Below are 17,458 nucleotides of genomic sequence, written 5' to 3'. Positions count from 1 at the left end.
CCTTTTCCCCGGCCACATCGCGTCCCCAAATGAATTCCGTGTCCACACACCTGCCTTCCGCCTATTCCGACTACCTCGGACCTGCCGTTCCTGAAATCTGGCGCCCCCGGCTTGACGCCTCGCTGGCCGCCGACGAGAAGGTGCTGGCGAGCCTGAGCCTTGATCTGGACACCCAGCTGCAGTTCCGCAGTGGCATCGTGGCCCTGACCGATCGCCGCCTGATGGCCTGGGACGACGCCACCGGAGCATGGCAGTCCTGGACCTTCCAGGAAGGGATGCAGCTACGCCACCGGGACCATGGCGGTGTCGCCGCCCTTGATCTGGTCAACCCGGCCTGCAAGCTGGGGGGCTGGCGCTTCACCCTGGCCCAGGACCCGGCTGCGCGCAACCTCTCCGACCGCTTCAAGGCCCAGCTCGAATGCGTGCTGGCGGGCCGTCAGCCGACTCCGCCGGAGCCCCTGACCTGCCCGACCTGCGATGCGCCCCTGCCGCCGGGCACCGACGAGTGCCCCACCTGCGCCCGGGAGATCCACACCCCACCGTCCACCTGGACCTTGTTCCGTCTGTGGCGCTTCGCCCGCCCCTACCGGGGGCAACTGCTGGCCGGCTTCGTGCTGACGCTGCTGTCCACCGCCGCCACCCTGGTGCCGCCCTACCTCACCATGCCGCTGATGGACGAGGTGCTGATCCCCTTCCAGAACGGCGCGCCCATCGACGGCCACCGGGTCACCCTGATGCTCGGCGGCCTGCTGGTCGCCGCAGTCTTCGCCTGGGGTCTGGGCTGGGCCAAGACCTACATCCTGGCCCTGGTCAGCGAACGCATCGGCGCCGACCTGCGCACCACCACCTATGAACACCTGCAGGGCCTGTCCCTGGAGTACTTCGGCGGCAAGCGCACCGGCGACCTGATGGCGCGGATCGGCGCCGAGACGGACCGGATTTGCCTGTTCCTGTCCATGAACCTGCTGGACTTCGCCACCGACGTGCTGATGATCACCATGACGGCGATCATCCTGGTGTCCATCAACCCCTGGCTGGCCCTCGTCACCCTGGTGCCGCTGCCCTTCATCGCCTGGCTGATCCACACCGTGCGCGACAAGCTGCGCTACGGCTTCGAGCAGGTGGACCGGGTGTGGTCCGAAGTCACCAGCGTGCTGGCCGACACCATCCCCGGCATTCGGGTGGTCAAGGCCTTCGCCCAGGAGAAGCGTGAAGTCGCCCGTTTCCGCGAAGCCAACGGCCGCAACCTGGCGGTGAACGACCGGGTGAACAAGGTGTGGTCGGTGTTCTCGCCCACCGTCACCCTGCTCACCGAAGTGGGCTTGCTGATCGTGTGGGGTTTCGGCATCTGGCTGGTGTCCGAAAACGACGTCACCGTCGGCACCCTGGCGGCCTTCCTGGCCTACATCTCGCGCTTCTACACCCGCCTCGACTCCATGAGCCGCATCGTCTCGGTGACCCAGAAGGCTGCCGCAGGTGCCAAGCGCATCTTCGACATCCTCGACCACGTCTCCAGCGTGCCCGATCCGGCCACGCCCCAGCACCTGCCCCGCGTCACCGGCGCCATCGAGGTCAAGCGCGTCGGCTTCCGCTACGGCAACCGCAGCATCCTGCGCGGCGTCGATCTGAACATCGCCCCGGGCGAGATGATCGGCCTGGTGGGCCATTCCGGCTCGGGCAAGAGCACCCTGGTCAACCTGATCTGCCGCTTCTACGACGTGACCGACGGCTCCATCCGCATCGAGGGCATGGACATCCGCTCGGTGCCCGTGTCGGAATACCGCCGCAACATCGGCCTGGTGCTGCAAGAGCCCTTCCTGTTCTTCGGCACCATCGCCGAGAACATCGCCTACGGCAAACCCGACGCCACCCGCGAGGAGATCATCGCCGCCGCCCGCGCCGCCCACGCCCACGACTTCATCCTGCGCCTGCCCCAGGGCTACGATTCCCTGGTCGGCGAGCGCGGCCAGGCCCTGTCGGGCGGCGAGCGCCAGCGCATCTCCATCGCCCGCGCGCTGCTCATCGACCCGCGCATCCTGATCCTCGACGAGGCCACCTCGGCGGTGGATACCGAAACCGAGATGGAGATCCAGGCCGCCCTCGAAAACCTCATCCGCGGCCGCACCACCATCGCCATCGCCCACCGCCTGTCCACCCTGCGCAAGGCCGACCGGCTGGTGGTGCTGGACCGGGGCCAGATCGTCGAGATCGGCAACCACGACACCCTGATGGAAAAGCAAGGTGCCTACTTCCGCCTCTACGAAGCCCAGACCCGCAAGCTGGACGACGACGCCATCGGCCCCGAGCCCCGCGCCCCCCAGCACCGCGAACACGCTCCCGCCTGAAGGCCCACCATGTCCCAGCAAAATCTCAACATTGCCCGCAACAGCTTTGGCCAGCTCGTGTTCACCGACCCGGAAGGCAAGGCCCACCTGGTGACGCCGGTGCGCGCCTTCCCCATCGCCGCCCCGGCCGAGAACATCGGCCTGATCAACACCGAGGGTGAGGAAGTGGCGTGGATCGAGCGCCTCTCCGACCTGCCCGACGGCAGCCGCCAGTTGATCGCCGACGAGATGGCCAGCCGCGAGTTCATACCGGTGATCCAGCGCATCCACCACGTCTCCAGCTTTGCCACGCCCAGCACCTGGGATCTGGAAACCGACCGGGGCGCCACCAGCATGGTGCTGAAGGGCGAAGAGGACATCCGCCGCCTGGCCGCCCCTGCGCTGATGATCACCGACAGCCGCGGCATCAACTTCCTGATCCGCGACCGCTACGCCCTCGACAGCCACAGCAAGCGTCTGCTCGACCGCTTTCTGTAGGCGCAGCGACCGGCGGTGGCCTCAGAGGGTGTGGATAAATCTACTGCGCGACCCGATTTCGCCCCTGCGATGCTCACCGTACCCTTGTACGGCTGCGCTTCTCGGGGCGAACTCGTACCGCTCGCTACGACTTCTTCACACCCTCTCAGTCACCGCCACCGCAACCTCCCCCGCCGCATCCACCGCCGTCGCCCGCATCGCCACTGCTACTGTCAGACCCACCGGCGCAGCCCCCGCCTCCACCCCCGCAGCCAATGTCGCTGGCGCAGTAGGCATCGCCTGATTGCGCTCCATCCGGCCCCATGCAGTTGAGGGCATAGCGGAAACCGTCAGGAATCAGAAGCAGGCCGTCCAAGGCAAAAAGCAGGGGCAGACGGTCGGGCTTGCGGGGGTTGATACCGTCGAGGCGACACGCATGCAGCCATGTGCGCCGCAGACCGATCTGCGCGCTCCGGGGGGTCGCCATGTACTCCGCCGGCGTGTGATCAAGAAAACGCCCCAGGGCCTGACGGCAGAACAGCCGATAGCCCTTGGTGAACAGGATGAACTCGTGCCAGGCCACATCCACTGCCTGGCTCGGCATGGACACCATCTGCCCCTGCGCCGCCAGGGCCACCTGGAAGAAGGTGCGTAGCTCCCTGACGACCATCTCGGCCTGGGTGTCGCTGAGGTGGGGGTAGCGTTCGCGGACCTTGCGCACGAGCCCCACCGGGAAGCGGAAGCCTGCCAGAAAGCGTGCCCGTGCCCGCTGCCGCCAGCGCCACCAGGCAAGGCCTGCCAGGGTCAGAGCCCCCCCGGCGAGAAGCAGTCGGGGAATCCAGCTACCCGCCTCCGGCTGACGAAACGCGATGATGCCGATACCCACAGCCAAGACCAGCGGCAGCCCGAGCAAGCGATACCTTGGCTTCATCATCCCCCAACACTCCTTCCCGAGGCCCGAAATCACGCCGGCATTCTAACCGCCATGTCCCGGAGCAGAACCGAAAACGGCTGATCACGCGGCCTTAACATTTTCGCAGCCGCCCGGTAACGCGAGCTTCTTAATCTTGCCGCGAAGGCCATTTCGACACTCAAGGGAGACTCCATGAAAGACTTTCTGTGCGCACTGCAGACCCAGCGCTGGGACGACCACCGCTTCTATCACCACAGCCGGGTAAACCAGACCCTGCACTTGATCAGTGCCATCAGCTTCCTGATCGCATATTCCCTGCTCTTTGTCGACCCGGTGAAGGCGGCACTGATCGGCTGGCTGATCTCCATGGTCACGCGCCAGTCCGGCCATTTTTTCTTTGAGCCCCTCGGCTACGACGAGGAGAACAAGGTCAGCAACGAGTACAAGGAAGCCGTAAAGGTAGGCTACAACCTCAAACGCAAGGTGGTGCTGCTGTCCATCTGGGCCTTCATCCCGCCCGCCCTGTGGCTCAACCCGACGATGTTCGGTCTGTTCGACGCCCACACGGACATGGGTGGCTACATCGACCACCTGGGCATCCTGTGGCTCAGCCTCGGTGTCGGCGGCCTGCTCTTCCGCACCGTGCATCTGTTCTTCATCCGCGACGTGCAGACCGGGCTGGTGTGGCTGACCAAGATCCTCACCGACCCCTATCACGATATCAAGCTCTACCACCGGGCTCCGCTGCTCCTGCTGCGCGATCTGCGCGCCCGCGAAGCCACCTGATCCCTTCCCCGGCGCCGCCCTCCTTCCACAGCGGGAGGGGCGGCGCCGAACCGCTTACTTCAGGAAGCGATGGACCAGCATCTCCTTCAGGATGCGCCGGCGGATAGCCTTGTCGGTGAGCGTTCCGTCATTCCACCACCAGCCATCCGCATCCATCTGCCGCGCTGCAGCGACGACGCGCTCCACCACTTCGGCGAAGTCGGCATCAGTGTAGTTGAGGCTGAAGATGAAGCGCCCGCTGCCAACCCAGCTCAGGGCCAGCCCCTCGGCACGCATGTAGTACTGGAGCATCCAGTTGTAGCGCCCCGGCCGCGTGAAGGTCACCGTCCAGATGGTGGACAGGTTGGCCACCCGCAGGGGCAGGCCCGCCTCCTCGAAACGCGCGTTCATGCAGGCCGCGCGCGCATTCCATCGGGTGTCCAGCCCGTCGTACAGCGCCCGCACTTCCGGCGATTCGATGCGCTCCAGGAACTCAGCCATGGCCCCCATGACCCAGGGATGGGAGTTGAAGGTGCCACGGGCAAAGCAGATATCGGCCGGCCGGTCGTCCCGGTAGCGCTTCATCAGGTTCCGCTTGCCGCACACCACCCCCACGGGAAGGCCGCCACCCAGGGTCTTGCCGTAGGTGACCATGTCGGCCTGGACACCGAAGTAGGCCTGGGCGCCCCCGGCAGCGAGGCGAAAGCCGACAAAGACCTCGTCAAAGATCAGCACGATGCCCCGTTCATCACACACCTGGCGCAGCTCGCGCAGCCACGCCGAGTAGGCCGCCCTGTCGAAGCCGGCCCGCCGGCTGCTGTCCACCAGCGACGAATCGCCGGGGGCGGAAGCATTGGGATGCAAAGCCTGCAGCGGGTTGACGAGGACACAGGCGATGTCCTTGCGCCGGCGCAACACGCGCAGGGCGTCGGCGTGCATGTCCTTGAGGGTATAGGTCTGGTTGGCTGCGGTGGGGTTGCCGACCCCGGGTTGCACCTCACCCCACCAGCCATGGTAGGCCCCGCAAAAACGCACAAGATGGGTCCGGCCGGTGTGGTAGCGGGCCAGGCGCACGGCCTGCATGACCGCCTCCGTGCCCGACATGTGGAAGGACACCTCATCCAGCCCCGAAATCGCCTGCAGGCGCTTCACGTTGTAGGCGAGCAGCGGATGGTAGGCCCCGAGCACCGGTCCCAACGCCTCGACCCGCTCGCTGCCAAGGGCCATGCACTCCTTGTAGAAGTCATAGCCGAACACATTCACGCCATAGGCGCCGCCCAGATCGTAGAAGACATTGCCATCCAGGTCGGTCACGGTGACCCCCGACGAGGCCTTGAGGAAGGCACCGCCCTTCAGATGCTGGCGAAGGAAACGGCTGTACTGGAAAGGGACGCGATAGGCGCTGGTGAATTGAAGGTCCGACACCGCCTCCTGGGCTTCCGCCGTCAGCGCCGCGCTTGCCGCGAAGCGCTGCTGGTAGATGCCGGCCAGCCGGAAGAAACCCTCACGGCGTCGGGCCACGACCTCGGCAGGGGCATCATCGGAATTGAAGAACCCCGTCTCATCGTACTCATAGAAAGGCAGCAGCTTCGCCACCCGCCGCGACATCTTGGCGTGGCCGGTGAGGGACGGGTGCTTGCCCCGCGACAACTCCAGCCGACGCTTCGCCTTCAGAACCAGGCCGGGCAGCGCAAGCGCCCCCAGACCCGCCAATACCAACGCATCTTCCACGGGCACTTACTCCATAACTGAAAGATGACTGATTTAACCGACCCCCGTTACAGCGCCATGAAAATGTCCCCCACGCTCCCCGCTGCGCGACTCACTGCCCCCCGAGGGGGCGCTCTCCATCTTTGGACGGCCCTGCGATGAAAAACCAGCCTGCCCATCGGCAACCCGCCGCCCGCATCCTCGATCAGGAAGACCTCAACTTCCTGCTGACCAATCGGGTGCCACGCGCCCTCCTCACCCGCTTCATGGGCTGGTTCAGCAAGATCGAGAACCCGGTGGTTGCGGCCCTCTCCATCCGGATCTGGCGACTTTTTGCCGATCTCGACCTGTCGGATGCACGCGATCAGAAATTCGGCAGCATGCACGCCTGCTTCACCCGGGCGCTGAAGCCTGGCGCCCGGACCATCGACACGAACCCTGGCGTGCTGAGCAGCCCCTGCGATGCCATCGTCGGCGCCTGCGGAACCCTCGAAGGCATCAATGCCCTGCAGGCCAAGGGCGCACCCTATCCCCTGACGGACCTGCTCGGGGATGCCGACCTGGTGGAAGCCTACCGGGATGGCCTGTATGTCACCCTGCGTCTCAAGTCGAGCATGTACCACCGCTTCCATGCTCCGGCCAACCTCCGCGTGGAACATGTGACCTACCTTTCCGGTGACACCTGGAACGTGAATCCTGCGGCCCTCAAACGGGTCGAGAGACTCTTCTGCAAGAACGAACGGGCGGTGATCCGCACACGCCTCCAGGACAGCGGGGCCGTGCTGACGCTCGTCCCGGTGGCCGCCATTCTGGTGGCCAGCATCCGCCTGCACTGGCTTGATGGGCTGCTGCGTCCGGGCTACCGCGGCCCGAAGCACATCCCCTCGAACGCAGACTTCGCCAAGGGAGAGGAAATGGGTTGGTTCGAGCACGGCTCAACCATCATCGTCTTCGTGCCACCGGGCTTCGCGCTGTGCCCGGGCGTCGAGGACGGAACCCCGATTCGCATGGGGCAGGCATTGCTGCGACAGCTCGGCAGGATGGACGGTGCGATATCGTCCGACGCCAACGGGTAAAAAAATGGGGCCTTACGGCCCCCTGATTCCATACCGGACTGGCTGAGGATCAGAACTGATCTTCCGTCAGCGCAAGGGCACCCGCAGCGCCGCTGACCACTGAATAGGCCAGGCCGGGCGCCTGGGCCAGGATGTGGTCGGCGTAGAAACGTGCCGTGACGATCTTGGCGGTGTAGAAGGACGCATCGCCCCCGCCCTCTGCCAGGCGACGGGCCGACACCAGCGCCGCACGCCCCATCTGCCAGCCGCCGGCAACAATGCCCAGCAGCTTGAGGAAGGGGACGGAGCCCACCGACGCCGACTTGATGTCGTTCCCGTAGGTTGCGACGATGTAGGCGACGGCCTCCTCCAGTGCGGTCACGGCCGCGGAGAGGGACTTGCGGATGGCAGAAAACTCCTCGCCAGCCGCCTCCGACAGTTGGGCTTCGACCCGGCGCATCTCGGCAATGACCAACTTGACGGTCCGGCCACCTTCCCGCGCAATCTTCCGACCAATCAGGTCGTTGGCCTGGATGGCCGTGGTGCCTTCGTAGATGGAGGTGATGCGCGCATCGCGGAGATGCTGGGCCGCACCGGTTTCCTCGATGAAACCCATGCCCCCATGCACCTGCACGCCGGTCGAGGTGATGTCGATGGAGGCCTCGGTGAGCCAGCCCTTGACCACGGGGATCATGAGATCCATGAAGGCCTGGCTCTGGGCGCGGACGGACTCGTCGGGATGGTGGTGGGCCATGTCGGTGGCCGCACCCACCACATAAGCCAGGGCGCGCTGGGCTTCGATCTGCGACTTCATGCTCATCAGCATGCGACGCACGTCCGGGTGATGGATGATGCTCACCTTCGGGCCGCCACGCACACCGGCCTCGGTACCCTGGATGCGGTCCTTGGCGTAGGCCAGGGCCTGCTGGTAGGCGCGCTCGGACAGGGCCAGGCCCTCCATGCCGACGGCGAAGCGGGCTTCGTTCATCATGATGAACATGTACTCGAGGCCGCGGTTGGCCTCTCCCACAAGGGTGCCGATGGCCCCGCCCTTGTCGCCAAAAGCCAGCACGGCCGTCGGGCTGGCGTGGATGCCGAGCTTGTGTTCGATTGACACGCAATGCACGTCGTTGCGCTCTCCGGAGGTGCCGTCGGCCTTGAGCAGGAACTTGGGCACGACGAACAAGGAAATGCCCTTCACCCCCTCCGGTGCGTCCGGCAGACGGGCCAGCACCAGGTGGATGATGTTGTCGGTCAAGTCGTGCTCACCGTAGGTGATGAAGATCTTCTGGCCGAAGATCTTGTAGGTGCCATCCCCCTGGGGCACGGCACGGGTGCGCACGGCGGCCAGGTCGGAGCCGGCAGAGGGCTCGGTGAGGTTCATGGTACCAGTCCATTCGCCGCTCACCATCTTTGGCAGGTAAAGCGCCTTCTGCTCGTCGGTGCCCCGCAGCTTGATGGACTCGATGGCGCCGTTGGTCAGCATCGGGCACAGTGAGAAGGCCATGTTGGCCGACTTCCACATCTCCATCACTGCGGTGGAGACCAGCTTGGGCAGGCCCTGGCCGCCGAATTCCGGCTCGCAGGCCAGTGCGGTCCAGCCCGCCTCGGCAAACTGCGTGTAGGCCTCCTTCCAGCCGGTGGCGGTACGCACCTCGCCGTTGTCCCAGGTGGCACCTTCCTGGTCACCGATCCAGTTGAGGGGGGCGATCACGCCGCTGGCGAACTTGTTGGCTTCTTCAAGAATGGCGTCCACCAGATCGGAGGAGGCGTCCTCGCAACCTGGCAGGGCCGCAACGGCGTCCAGGTCGGCGAGTTCGCGCAGCACGAACTGCATGTCGCGAATGGGTGCGGAATAACTGCTCATTGTTTTTTCTCCACGGAATGTTGTTTTAGGTTTTACGACCCGTCAGGCCGGCTTACTTGTTCATCAGGTAACTTCTGTCATCGAAACTCGCCACCCACTCGGGGCAATACACCACCAGCAGGGTCAGGGCCATGCCCGACAGCCAGGCTTCGGCAAAACCCAGCAGCAGAAAGAAAGGCAGATATTCGGACAGCAGCTTGTCTGCCGGGTAAGCACCGGCAGCAAAGAGGGCCAGCGATGCGACGAGGCCCTGGAGCAGGACAATCACCGCAGCGCCGATGAAGGCATTGACAAATATATAAACAAAAAAATGCCGTGGCAGCCAGCGCTCGATGACAGTGAAGTAGAGGCTGCCGAAGGCCACCGGGACGACGCCCATCACCAGGAAGTTGATGGGGTAGGCGCCCCACTCGACACTGCCGTTGAGGGTGACGCCGGCCAGGGCCAGGCCGAGCACCACCAGGGCCAACTGCGGCCCGAAGATCAGGGTTGCCGCCATGGCACCCAGCAGATGAAGGTTCAACCCGGGGTAGACCCCGGCATTGAGGCTCCACAGCAAGGTGAGGATGACAGCCGCACCGAGGATGGCGTTGAGCTGATGCCCGTCAAGCATGCGGCGCCACGGCGCCGTGCGCGCAATCCAGAACGCGACCCCCAACCCGCAGAGCGTGGCAAAGACATGCCAGGCTCCGGAGAAGAGATCGGGCTGAAGGTTCACTCGGGCCAGCCCCGGGGGTCGTTTCGCCGGCTCAGACCGCGGCGGTCAATTGGGGAACCGCCTCGAACAGGTCGGCCACCAGCCCGTAATCCGCCACCTGGAAGATCGGCGCATCCGGATCCTTGTTGATCGCCACGATCACCTTGGAGTCCTTCATGCCGGCCAGATGCTGGATGGCACCGGAGATGCCCACGGCCAGATAGAGCTGGGGCGCAACGATCTTGCCGGTCTGACCCACCTGGTAGTCGTTGGGCACGTATCCCGCATCCACTGCCGCCCGGCTGGCACCCAGGGCGGCCCCCAGCTTGTCGGCCAGGGGCGCCAGGATCGCTTGATAGTTCTCCCCGCTGCCCATGCCACGGCCGCCGGAAACGATGATCTTGGCGGCACCCAGCTCGGGACGGGCCGACTTGGTGAGCTCACGGCCGAGCAGCTTCGACAGACCGCAATCGGCCACCGGAGTGATCTGCTCGACAGTCGCCGCCCCGCCGTCGCCCGCCGCTTCGAAAGCGGTGGTGCGCACGGTGATGACCTTGACTGGATCGGCAGACTTGACCGTTGCCAGGGCATTGCCGGCATAGATCGGACGCACGAAGGTGTCGGCGGACTCGATACCCACGATCTCGGAGATCTGGGCCACATCCAGCAGGGCCGCGACACGGGGCAGCACGTTCTTGCCGTAGGTGGTGGCGGGTGCCAGCACGTGGCTGATGGATGCGCCAGAAGCACCGACGACGGCGAGGATCTGGGCGGCCACGTTTTCAGCGGACTGGTCGCCAAAGGCGGCGGAGTCGGCCACCAGCACCTTGCTCACCCCCGCCAGCTTCGCGGCGGCCTCGACGGCGCCGCCCGCAGCGGAGCCCACCACCAGCACGGCGATGTCACCACCCAGCCGGCTTGCAGCCGTAACCGTATTGAGGGTTGCGCCCTTCAGGGACGCGTTGTCGTGCTCGGCAATAACCAGAACCGTCATCACAGCACCTTCGCTTCGTTCTTGAGTTTTAGTACGAGCTGAGCCACGTCAGCCACCATCACGCCGGCACTGCGCTTCGGCGGTTCGACGACCTTCAGGGTCGTCAGGCGGGGCGTCACATCCACCCCCAGATCAGCCGGCTTGATGGTTTCAAGGGGCTTCTTCTTGGCCTTCATGATGTTGGGGAGCGTCGCGTAACGCGGCTCGTTGAGGCGCAGATCGGTGGTCACCACGGCCGGCAGGGCGATCTCGAGGGTTTCGAGGCCGCCGTCGATCTCACGGGTCACGGTGGCCTTGCCCGCGCTCACCGCCACCTTGGAGGCAAAGGTGGCTTGGGGCCAGCCCATCAGCGCCGAGAGCATCTGACCGGTCTGGTTGGCATCATCGTCGATGGCCTGCTTGCCGCAGATCACCACCTGGGGCTGCTCCTTGTCGCACAGGGCCTTGAGCAGCTTGGCCACGGCCAGGGGCTGCAGCTCCGCGTCAGTCTCGACGAGGATGCCGCGGTCGGCTCCGATGGCCATGGCGGTGCGCAGGGTTTCCTGACAGGCACCCACTCCGCAGGACACGGCAACCACCTCGGTGGCCACACCGGCCTCCTTCAGGCGCACGGCCTCCTCGACGGCAATCTCGTCAAAGGGGTTCATGGACATCTTGACGTTGGCAATATCCACGCCGGTACCGTCGCTCTTCACGCGGACCTTCACGTTGTAATCGACCACACGTTTTACGGGAACCAGAATCTTCAATGCTGTGCTCCTTGAAATTGGAATTTCTCCACCAGTTTTATGGGCTTGCAGCGATATGAAACCTCCCGCAAAGGGAGCCGCCCGCAAACCTTTTCTCCGACCCCGAGCTGTGGCGCGACGAGACGCGAACACCAGTTCGGTACAGCAGTTGCCAGCTTCTCACAGGCTACCTTGCTTTGTCACTTTCAGTACGGTACCGTATGGTTCTCAAACCGTCAATACTACGCCGTATGGAAAAAACACCACGCGCCCAGCTTGACCGCGAAACCTGGATCCAGACCGCCCTCGACACCCTCGCGGACGAGGGTGTCACAGGGGTGCGCGTGGAGGTTCTTGCCAAACGCCTGCATGTGACGAAGGGCAGCTTCTACTGGCATTTCAAGGACCGTCAGGATCTCCTCTCGGGCGTTCTGGAAACCTGGAAGGACGGCCGCATCCGCGACATCATCAAGCAGACCCGCCCGGAAGCCGGAAGTGAGGAAGCGCAAATCTTCAGGGTCATCGATGTTTACAGCACCAGCCGCAATCGCAAGGGCATCCTCATTGAACTGGCCATGCGCGAATGGGCCCGCCGCGATGAGGCGGCCGCAGCCATTGTGGAGGAAGTGGACACCTGGCGACTGCGTTGTGCCCGAGATCTGTTCCTGGCCTGCGGCGTGCCGATGCACGAGGCATCCACCCGCAGCATGCTCCTGTATGCCTACGTTTTCGGCGTTTCGATGATGAACTACGAAAAATTTGATGGTGACGTCGCACGCATGAAGGACGACATCCGGGCACTCATCGCCCACAGTCAGACACCCCTGGCATCAGCACAGGATTGATGCGGGCCAGACCGGGAATCGCATCAATGGCGTTGTGCCCCGTCACCCGCACCACCTCCTCTACCGTGATCCCCCGCAGCCCTGCCAGCGCTTCGGCAAAGCGGCGCAGATTGATTGGCGAATTGCGCTGCCCGGCCCCCCAGGCCGGAGGAATATCCGGCGCGTCGGTTTCCAGCACAATGCTTTCCAGGGGCAGGCTGGCCGCCAGATCACGGATGCGCGTCGACCCGCTGTAGGTCATCGCCCCCCCGAACCCAAGCCGGAAACCCAGGCCGATGAAGGCCTCGGCCTGCTGACGACTGCCGTTGAAAGCGTGTGCAATGCCTCCCCGGGGACGGAAGCGTCGCAATTGCTTGAGTACCGCATCCTGGGCACGGCGGACATGCAGGACAACCGGCAGGTCGAAATCCCGCGCCAACCCGAGCTGAGCTTCGAAATAGCGAGTCTGAAGGGGCAGGTCACCATCAGCCACAAAGCCATCCAGCCCGATCTCGCCCACCGCCACGGCCCCCCCATCAGCCAGCCGCTGACGCAAGCATTCCAGGTCGGATGCCTGCGCCTGCCGCACATACATCGGATGGATGCCATAGGCATAACAACAATCGGGATGGACGGCGCTCAGCGCAGCCACGGCATCAAAGTTGCCAACCCCTATCGCGGGTACCAGAAAGGCCCCCACCCCGACGCGACGCGCTTCATCGAGCACCGCCACCCGATCACCGTCAAACTCGGCGGCATCCAGGTGGCAGTGGGTATCGATCAGCACGGTTTGCCCGGCGCAGGCCTCATTTCCCCGTCCACACGGGCTTGCGCTTGGCCATGAAGGCGTCGATGCCCTCGGCGGCGTCCTCACACATCATATTGCAGGCCATCACTTCAGCCGCGTGCTGATAGGCTGCATCAAGACCCATCTCGAGCTGACCATAGAACATCTGCTTGCCCATGGCGATGGCCGCGGGAGACTTGGCACAGATGGAGGCCGTAAGGCGCGCCACCTCCTCGTCCAGCGCCTCAAGAGGCACCACGCGGTTCACCAGCCCGCGCCGACGGGCTTCGGCGGCATCGATGAAATCACCGGTCACGAGCATCTCGAAGGCTTCCTTGCGCCCCATGTTGCGAGACAGCCCCACACTCGGCGTGGCACAGAAGAGACCGACGTTGATTCCCGACACGGCGAAGCGGGCCACATCCGACGCCACCGCCAGATCGCACATGGAGACCAGCTGGCACCCCGCTGCCGTCGCGATGCCGTGGATGCGCGCGACCACCGGCTGCGGCATGTTGACGATCTGCATCATGACTTTGCCGCACAGACGGAACAGGGCTTGATGGAAAGCCTTGGTGTAGTTGCCGCGCATCTCCTTGAGATCATGGCCGGCACAGAAGGCCTTCCCCGCACCGGCGAGAACGACCACCCGCACCGACCTGTCGGCGGCAATGGCCTCCAGTTCGGCAAGCAGGGCTTCAAGCATCTCCCGGGACAAGGCGTTGAACTGCCCAGGCCGATTCAAGGTGAGCGTGCGCACCCCGTCGGCATCGGCACGGAGCAGGAAAGGTTCGGAATTGAGGTCGGGCACTGCATTCATGGTGTTCTCCTCCAGGCTGTTGAAATGCCGGCAAGTCCCTGCCGGTCACGAAAAAATCAGGCGCCGCAGCGGGCACGCACACCTGCGCCGACACGCCCGTCAAGGCCTCGCAGCCAGTCGCGGATGTCGCGATCAAGCTGCAGGGTGGCCGCTCTGAGCGCATGCACCCCACCGGCGGCATCGGGTGTCGGCGCGTCATGATCCAGGGTAAACGCCCGCACCGCCAGTGGTTGATCGGCCCGTGGCGCAAGAAGCGCAACCCGGGCCTCGATGCTTCCCCGGCTGACCCGGGAAGAATCGAAGCGCTGGTAGAACTCATCCAGGTCTACCCGCAGTCGACACCCCCCCGCCGGGAGCACCGACTCTCCGGCGTGCAACCCCCGCTTGAGAACCAGTTCCACCAGCTGTGCCGGCTGGGCAGCCCAACGATTGTCCTTGAAAGCCTGCCGGCGCGTCGGCTGCACGTGGACAAGGCGATACACCATGGCATTGGACGCCAGCCAGGGGGCCGGCACCACTTCAACGCTGCGCAAGGGAAAGTCCGCCTGTTCCGGCGCGACCGCCTCAAGGGGGCCGAAGTCATGCACCGAAAGCGTGGCCGTCGAGGGTGGCAGACCGCCGCAGGCGGTCACCAGGGTGAGCGGAATCAGGGCTAGGGTGGCGCGCAGCATGGCCGATGGGGACTCCCGAAGAAACACACTCATTGCGCAGGCTCCCGGAATCCGGCCTCACCGGGCCCGGGCAGTGGCTTGCCGCGCCCCAGGATGAGCATCTGGGGTGAGGAATCGATCTCGTCAAGCAACTCGGAAAGCTGGCGCGAAGTGGTGGCGAGCTCCTGCAGGAGCAGATTGAAACGGGGCAAGGTGCTGCCCGCCAACCCTTCCCCCGCCGCACCAGCAAGGCTGTCCAGGCGTTCGCTCAGGGTTTGCAGCCGGCCCAGCAGCTTGCGCCCCTCTATCGCCAGCGGAGCGGCCTCCGCGCTGGCACGTTCGAGGTTCTGAAGGGTTCGGTCCACCCGAGCGAGTCGGTCCTTGCTGAAGACCTGTCGTACCGCGGCCAGGGTACGAGGTGCCTCCTGCAGGGTCTTGTCCAATCCACGGCTTGCTGCCTCCAGGCTGGCCAGGGTGTTGTCCACGCGCTTGAGGTTGTCTGCCCGGGTCAGTGTCGCGAGGCGTTCGGTCATGTCGCGCAACTGCCGGAGGGTTTCCAGCGCCGTACTCGAAAACTCTTCCACAAGGCTCGGCGCGAGGGGGATCCGCGGTGGCTGCCCCCCTTCCCCCGTCAGCGGTTCGGCGACAGTGCCTGGGTCGTCCAGGGCAATGAAGGCCAGCCCCGTCACCCCCTGGGTCGCCATCCGGGCACGCGTTGCCGTCGTGACCGGCAGATCGGCACGGATGCGCACGGTCACCAGCACCTGGCGCAGATCGGCCGGATCAAGGGCAATCTGCGCGACCTTGCCGGCCACGATGCCCCGGTAGCGGACAGTCGCCTGGGGATTGAGTCCGTTGACGCTACCCGTGCTCACCAACACCAGATCCCGGGTGACCTCGCGCCGGTCGGAGAACCACCACAGGGCAAGCACCACCGCCGCACTCAGAAAGATGGCAAAGAGACCGGTAGCGATGGCATGGGCGCGGTTTTCCATCAGCCAGCCCCCAGTCCCCGTGCCAGTGCGGCCTGGCTGCGGGCGCCATGAAAGAAGCGGTCAATGAAGGGATCACGCACGTTGGTGACTTCGTCGAGGGTACCAAAGGCCAGTATACGCCCGGCAGAAAGCACGGCGACGCGTGTCGCAAGGGCCGCCAGCGTATCCAGATCGTGGGTGACGAGTATCACCGTGAGGCCCAGCGCCCGGTGGAGGGAACGGATAAGCTCCACGAAAGCGGAGCTCAGATCCGGATCGAGACCGGCGGTGGGTTCATCCAGCACCAGCAGTTCGGGTTCCAGGGCCAGGGCGCGCGCCAGGGCGACGCGCTTAACCATGCCGCCGGAAAGCTCGGCAGGCATGCGCAATGCCACGTCCGGTTCCAGCTCGACCATGGCCATCTTGAGCAACACCAGATCCCTGAGAAGCCCCTCGTCCCGCACGCCGAATTCACGCAGGGGAAAGGCGATATTGGCGAACACCGTGAATGCCGAGAACAGCGCCCCGTGCTGAAACAGCATTCCGAAACGGCGGCGACGGGCCAACTGCTCGTGTCGGGCTCCAGCATCAAGACGCTCGCCGAATACCTTCACCTCACCCTCCACTGGATACAGCAGGCCGACCATCTGGCGCAGCAGGGTAGTCTTGCCACTGCCCGATCCACCCACCAGCGCCACCACCTCGCCGGCCGGAACAGCCAGATCGATGCCCCGATGGATCCACTGCTTTCCGAAGCGGGTGGATACGCCTCTCAATTCGACGGGGAACGTGCTCATCGGTAAGGCAGACCGATGGAGCGGGTAGCAATGGCGAAGACCGCATCCACCAGAATGACAACGGTGATCGACGCCACGACGGAGGCCGTGGTGTTGGCCGACAGGCTTTCCGTGTTGGGCCGCACACGCAGGCCGAAGTAACAGGCAACCAGGGCAATCAGCAGGCCGAACACCGCGCCTTTGCCCAAGCCGATGACCAGATTGGCGGCGGGCACGGCGCGCGGCAAGGCATTCAGGAAATAGTCAAAGCTCATGCCGAGCTGAACATACGCGGAAACCATCCCCCCGAGGATCGCCACAGCCGATCCCCACAGGGTCAATAACGGCATTGCGAGGGTCAGGGCCACGACCTTGGGCAATACCAGGCGCACATGGCGGGAGATCCCCATCGCGGTCAGGGCATCGATCTCCTCGGTCACCCGCATCACCCCGAGCTGCGCCGTCATCGCCGAACCCGAACGCCCCGCCACCAGCACCGACACCAGCACCGGACCGAGCTCCCGGATGATGCCCAGACCCAGGATGTTGACGATGAACGCATCGGCGCCAAAGGCCCGCAACTGCAGCGCGGACAGGTAGGACATCACCACGCCGATCAGAAAACCAACCAGTGCCGTCACCGGCATGGCGCGCACCCCAACCTTGTAGAAGTTGGCCGAGATCTCGCGCAGGGGCCATTGATCGCGACGCCGCAGCAGGCCACCCAGCCCGATCAGGATGTGCCCCACCAGGGCAACGAAACCAAGAAGATGATGCAAGGCCGCATGCACTGCACGCCCTAGCTGGGCCGTGCCGTCGAGGAAGCGGTAGCCGGGCTCCGCAGGCAGACCGCCCCCGGGGAGCGCCTCGGCCCGCGCCAGCACCGGTGCCAGCGCCTCGGGCAGATCCAAGCGGGCGGGGCGCCGCCGCCCCCAGTGACGCCACAGCAATACCGCACCGAAACTGTCCAGGCGGGTCACGCCTGCAAGATTCCAGGTGCCTTCGGGTGGAGCCACGGCAAGCTCACGCCGCAGGTCTTCGGGCAAGGGGCAGAGCCCTTGCAAGGTCCAGTCACCCGCCAAGGCAACCTGCATTCC

At 64.9% G+C, this 17,458-nt stretch carries 17 protein-coding genes; 5 read left to right on the top strand and 12 right to left on the bottom strand.

The genetic code is table 11. The annotated features are described in order from the left end of the window. The first annotated feature begins 38 nt into the window (after window positions 1-38). Both J0L98_RS06090 and J0L98_RS06085 read left to right on the top strand, forming a co-directional pair. On the top strand, window positions 39-2,345 hold the full coding sequence (locus tag J0L98_RS06090) for an ABC transporter ATP-binding protein (RefSeq protein WP_296410678.1): 2,307 nt from the start codon (window positions 39-41) through the stop codon (window positions 2,343-2,345). A 9-nt stretch (window positions 2,346-2,354) separates the two neighbouring features. Continuing rightward, on the top strand, window positions 2,355-2,822 hold the full coding sequence (locus J0L98_RS06085) for a DUF1854 domain-containing protein (RefSeq protein WP_296410677.1): 468 nt from the start codon (window positions 2,355-2,357) through the stop codon (window positions 2,820-2,822). A gap of 145 nt (window positions 2,823-2,967) precedes the next feature. Here the strand turns inward: J0L98_RS06085 and J0L98_RS06080 are convergent, their stop codons facing one another. Beyond that, on the bottom strand, window positions 2,968-3,735 hold the full coding sequence (locus J0L98_RS06080) for a hypothetical protein (protein ID WP_296410675.1): 768 nt from the start codon (window positions 3,733-3,735) through the stop codon (window positions 2,968-2,970). Window positions 3,736-3,906: 171 nt separating this feature from the next. Between J0L98_RS06080 and J0L98_RS06075 the strand changes: the two genes are divergently transcribed. Continuing rightward, window positions 3,907-4,500, top strand: a complete 594-nt coding sequence (locus J0L98_RS06075) for a hypothetical protein (RefSeq protein ID WP_296410674.1) — start codon at window positions 3,907-3,909, stop codon at window positions 4,498-4,500. 54 nt (window positions 4,501-4,554) lie between these two features. Here J0L98_RS06075 and J0L98_RS06070 read toward each other — a convergent pair whose 3' ends face one another. Then, the gene (locus J0L98_RS06070; RefSeq protein WP_296410672.1) at window positions 4,555-6,210 is read right to left on the bottom strand and encodes an aminotransferase class III-fold pyridoxal phosphate-dependent enzyme; all 1,656 of its coding nucleotides are present in this window, start codon (window positions 6,208-6,210) and stop codon (window positions 4,555-4,557) included. A gap of 137 nt (window positions 6,211-6,347) precedes the next feature. Between J0L98_RS06070 and asd the strand changes: the two genes are divergently transcribed. Further along, entirely contained in the window at window positions 6,348-7,265 is a 918-nt protein-coding gene (asd, locus tag J0L98_RS06065; RefSeq protein WP_296410671.1) for an archaetidylserine decarboxylase, read from the top strand. Between the two features lie 49 nt (window positions 7,266-7,314). On the opposite strand, the gene J0L98_RS06060 is transcribed toward asd, so the two are convergent. Genes J0L98_RS06060 through J0L98_RS06045 form a run of 4 tightly spaced genes read right to left on the bottom strand, consistent with a single transcriptional unit; the run spans window position 7,315 to window position 11,551 of the window. Next, window positions 7,315-9,111 carry an acyl-CoA dehydrogenase gene (locus tag J0L98_RS06060; RefSeq protein WP_296410670.1) on the bottom strand — a complete coding sequence of 599 codons (1,797 nt, stop codon included), beginning with the start codon at window positions 9,109-9,111 and terminating at the stop codon, window positions 7,315-7,317. Window positions 9,112-9,163: 52 nt separating this feature from the next. Beyond that, entirely contained in the window at window positions 9,164-9,829 is a 666-nt protein-coding gene (locus J0L98_RS06055) for an energy-coupling factor ABC transporter permease (RefSeq protein ID WP_296410669.1), read from the bottom strand. Window positions 9,830-9,860: 31 nt separating this feature from the next. Beyond that, window positions 9,861-10,802, bottom strand: coding sequence for an FAD-binding protein (locus J0L98_RS06050; protein WP_296410666.1), 942 nt, complete (start codon window positions 10,800-10,802; stop codon window positions 9,861-9,863). Then, window positions 10,802-11,551 (bottom strand): electron transfer flavoprotein subunit beta/FixA family protein, encoded by a 750-nt coding sequence (locus tag J0L98_RS06045; protein WP_296410664.1) that lies wholly within the window; start codon window positions 11,549-11,551, stop codon window positions 10,802-10,804. The genes J0L98_RS06050 and J0L98_RS06045 overlap by 1 nt, the downstream gene beginning before the upstream one ends. A gap of 230 nt (window positions 11,552-11,781) precedes the next feature. Between J0L98_RS06045 and J0L98_RS06040 the strand changes: the two genes are divergently transcribed. Then, complete coding sequence (locus tag J0L98_RS06040) at window positions 11,782-12,375, top strand: TetR/AcrR family transcriptional regulator (RefSeq protein ID WP_296410662.1); 594 nt, start codon at window positions 11,782-11,784, stop codon at window positions 12,373-12,375. On the opposite strand, the gene J0L98_RS06035 is transcribed toward J0L98_RS06040, so the two are convergent. Genes J0L98_RS06035 through J0L98_RS06010 form a run of 6 tightly spaced genes read right to left on the bottom strand, consistent with a single transcriptional unit; the run spans window position 12,332 to window position 17,455 of the window. Beyond that, on the bottom strand, window positions 12,332-13,141 hold the full coding sequence (locus J0L98_RS06035) for a TatD family hydrolase (protein WP_296410661.1): 810 nt from the start codon (window positions 13,139-13,141) through the stop codon (window positions 12,332-12,334). The two genes, J0L98_RS06040 and J0L98_RS06035, sit on opposite strands and share 44 nt — an antisense overlap. A 19-nt stretch (window positions 13,142-13,160) precedes the next feature. Further along, the gene (locus J0L98_RS06030) at window positions 13,161-13,961 is read right to left on the bottom strand and encodes an enoyl-CoA hydratase (protein ID WP_296410660.1); all 801 of its coding nucleotides are present in this window, start codon (window positions 13,959-13,961) and stop codon (window positions 13,161-13,163) included. A 56-nt stretch (window positions 13,962-14,017) separates the two neighbouring features. Beyond that, entirely contained in the window at window positions 14,018-14,665 is a 648-nt protein-coding gene (locus J0L98_RS06025) for an ABC-type transport auxiliary lipoprotein family protein (RefSeq protein ID WP_296410659.1), read from the bottom strand. Continuing rightward, window positions 14,662-15,606, bottom strand: a complete 945-nt coding sequence (locus J0L98_RS06020; protein ID WP_296410658.1) for an MlaD family protein — start codon at window positions 15,604-15,606, stop codon at window positions 14,662-14,664. The genes J0L98_RS06025 and J0L98_RS06020 overlap by 4 nt, the downstream gene beginning before the upstream one ends. Continuing rightward, window positions 15,606-16,382, bottom strand: coding sequence for an ATP-binding cassette domain-containing protein (locus J0L98_RS06015; RefSeq protein WP_296410657.1), 777 nt, complete (start codon window positions 16,380-16,382; stop codon window positions 15,606-15,608). Before J0L98_RS06015 ends, J0L98_RS06020 begins: the two co-directional genes overlap by 1 nt. Continuing rightward, complete coding sequence (locus tag J0L98_RS06010; protein WP_296410701.1) at window positions 16,379-17,455, bottom strand: ABC transporter permease; 1,077 nt, start codon at window positions 17,453-17,455, stop codon at window positions 16,379-16,381. The genes J0L98_RS06015 and J0L98_RS06010 overlap by 4 nt, the downstream gene beginning before the upstream one ends. Between the last annotated feature and the right edge of the window lie 3 nt (window positions 17,456-17,458).

Source organism: Zoogloea sp. (assembly GCF_017302315.1).
In the GTDB taxonomy this organism is placed as follows: Bacteria; Pseudomonadota; Gammaproteobacteria; order Burkholderiales; family Rhodocyclaceae; genus Zoogloea.
The sequence above is the reverse complement of the archived record's forward strand: the minus strand, read 5'-3'. Positions and strand labels throughout refer to the sequence as shown.